The 2,466-nt window shown below is 72.0% G+C and carries 1 protein-coding gene and 1 pseudogene; both read right to left on the bottom strand.

The features are described from left to right. Positions 1–1,968, bottom strand: a 1,968-nt coding sequence (locus G6019_RS09555) for a vWA domain-containing protein (protein ID WP_182627490.1), incomplete at its 3' end; no start/stop codon positions are given. Positions 1,969–2,020: 52 nt separating this feature from the next. Further along, positions 2,021–2,466 (bottom strand): annotated as a pseudogene (locus G6019_RS09550) (magnesium chelatase); the annotation flags it as partial.

Below are 2,466 nucleotides of genomic sequence, written 5' to 3'. Positions count from 1 at the left end.
GCGCCGTGTGTGGAGGAACCTGCCGACCACGGCGGCCCCGAGGTCGTCGACGTCCGGGGCCACCACGGTGCCGCCGACCCGGCGGGCCAGCGCGTCGAGAAAGCGACCGAGCCCGGGGTCGTCGCCGAGCCGGAAGAACGTGGTCTGCGCACCGAACCGCGCCACGCGGTCCAACTCGTCGACGGTCGTGCGGATGGTCTCCGGTGCGGGTGGGTAGCCGAACCACGGCTCCCCGCTGCCCAGGAGATGAGCTGTGGGCTCGCCGTCGGTGACGATGAGCAGGACCGGCTGCATCGACGGGTGTCTCCGGAAGAACCGGCCGGCCAGGAGTAGGGCGTGGTGGAGGTTGGTGCCCATCTCGTACTCCGCGTCGAGGGAGAGCAGGTCCTCCACCGTCCGGGTCCGGGCGAAGCGGCCGAACGAGATGAGTTGGAGCGTGTCCTGCCGGAACCGCGAACTCACGAGGTGGTGCAGGGCCAGCGCGGTGCGCTTCATCGGGACCCATCGGCCCTCCATGGCCATCGAGAACGACGTGTCGACCAGCAGCGCGACGGCAGCCTGGGTCCGCGACTCCGTCTCTCTGACCTCGATGTCGTCCGGCAGCAGCCGGATTCCCTGTCCCGGGTCCCCACCCTCGGCCACGACCCGGGACAGGGCGTTGGTGACGGTCCGCGGCACGTCCCACGACTCCACGTCACCGAACCGCCAGGCGCGGCTCGCTCCCGTCTGGTCCCCCGCCGCCCCGGACATCCGCGTCTCGCGGGCGCCGGTGCGACCCGAGAGCCGACGGGCGGCGTCACGCAGCAGGGAACCGCCGAGCTTGCGCAGTGCGGCCGGGGACAACCTCAGGTCGCCGTCGGGGCGCCTGCTCAGGTAACCCGAGTCGCGCATCGACTGCTCGAGCCGCGCCAGCGTGCGCAGAGAGACCGCGGCCTCTCCCCCGAGGTGGCGGGCCACGGCCTCGAGGTCCAGCTCTGACAGGGGCGAACCCTCGCTGCCCCGCGCCAGCTGCTCGGCGAGACGGTCCAGGTCACCGAGCTCCGCCATCGCCGCGGCACCCTCGGAGAAACCGAGTCCCTCCTCGCCGTCGAAGTCCGCGGAGCCGTCCCAGTCCTCGCCGGGTCTGAGTGACTGCAGTAGCCCGTCGAGCCGACCCAGCTGCTCCATGAGTTCCGGTGAGCCGAACGCCTGCTGCGAGAGCGCCATCAACTCCTCCCGCTGCTCCGGCGTCATCGACCGCATCATCCGCTGCGCGGCCGCCGCGCGCCGGGCCAGCACGTCGATGAGCTCGTCGATGTCGGCCGGCTGCTCCGGGAAGGAGTCCGAGTGCTTGTCCATGAACCGCTCGAAGTCCTCGGGGGTGTCCTGCCCACGAGCGTGCTTGTCGAGCAACTCGGTGAGGTCGGCGAGCATCTCCGACACCGCCGCACGATCGGCGTCGGTCGCGTTCTCCAGGGCCTGTTTCATCCCCGCGAAGCGCGACTCGAGCGCCTCCGCTCCGAGGAGATCCTGGATCCTCCTGTAGGCCTCCCTCGCATCGGAGGAGGCCCAGTCGTACTCGGCGAGCTCGCCGACCGCCGCGGCCGGGGACTCCGGGAGGTTCTCGATGGTCATCTCTCGCAGGGTGCGATCCATCGGGTCCATCTGCGTGTCCCGGGCGAGCTGCCCGCGTTCGGCCAACAGCGCCTTGTCCAACAGCTCGGACACCTCCTCCAGGGTCCCGCCCAGGTGGCCGCGCTCGAGCAGTTCACGGCGCCGACGCTGCACCCTGCCCGCGAGGTCGTCGAGACCGGCCTGGCCCCGACCGCCCCGGCGGAGGAACTCGCGCATCGACTGCTCGGGCGAGTACCCGGACATCACCCCCTCGGACACCGCCTCGAGCGCCTCGGACAGGTCGAGCGGGGGCGCGAGAGGGTCGGGGCCTCCGACGTATCGTCCGTACCGCGCGCGGGGCTCGTCTCGCGACATCGCGTCCCTCCTGCTCCGGCGGCTCCTCGGCCACCATCGTCGACCCCGGGGGTCAACCGTAGACGGCGGCGCCGTCCCCGGTCTCCTTGGACAGGCGCCGCGAGAGGTAGAGCCCCTCCAGCGCGAACTCGATCGCCCCCGCCCTCTGCCCCACGGTCTGGGCGCCCGCGCGCTCGGCGATCCGGTCGTAGAGGTCCGGATCGGAGAGCTCGGGCAGGTCGTCGAGGAACTCCGCCGCGGTGACACTGGCGCCGGTGGTCAGGGTCACCGACCCGTCGAACGCCTCGACGAGGGGGGCCAGGTCGAGACCGCGGAACATCTCGCGCACCACGTCGACCGTGGCGCTGCGCAGGAGATAGCGGAGGATCTCCGTCTCGCGGCCCTCCTCACCCGGCTCGAACTCGATCTTCCCGCGCAGCACCTCCACGGCGGCGTCGACGTCGACCAGCCGCGCGACCGCCTCGCCCGGGTCGTCGGTCCCCCGGACGGCGGCGCGCC

The organism is Dietzia sp. DQ12-76 (assembly GCF_014145045.1).
Taxonomy (GTDB): Bacteria; Actinomycetota; Actinomycetes; order Mycobacteriales; family Mycobacteriaceae; genus Dietzia.
Note: the sequence above shows the minus strand (reverse complement) of the source record. Positions and strands in the feature narration are given on the sequence as shown.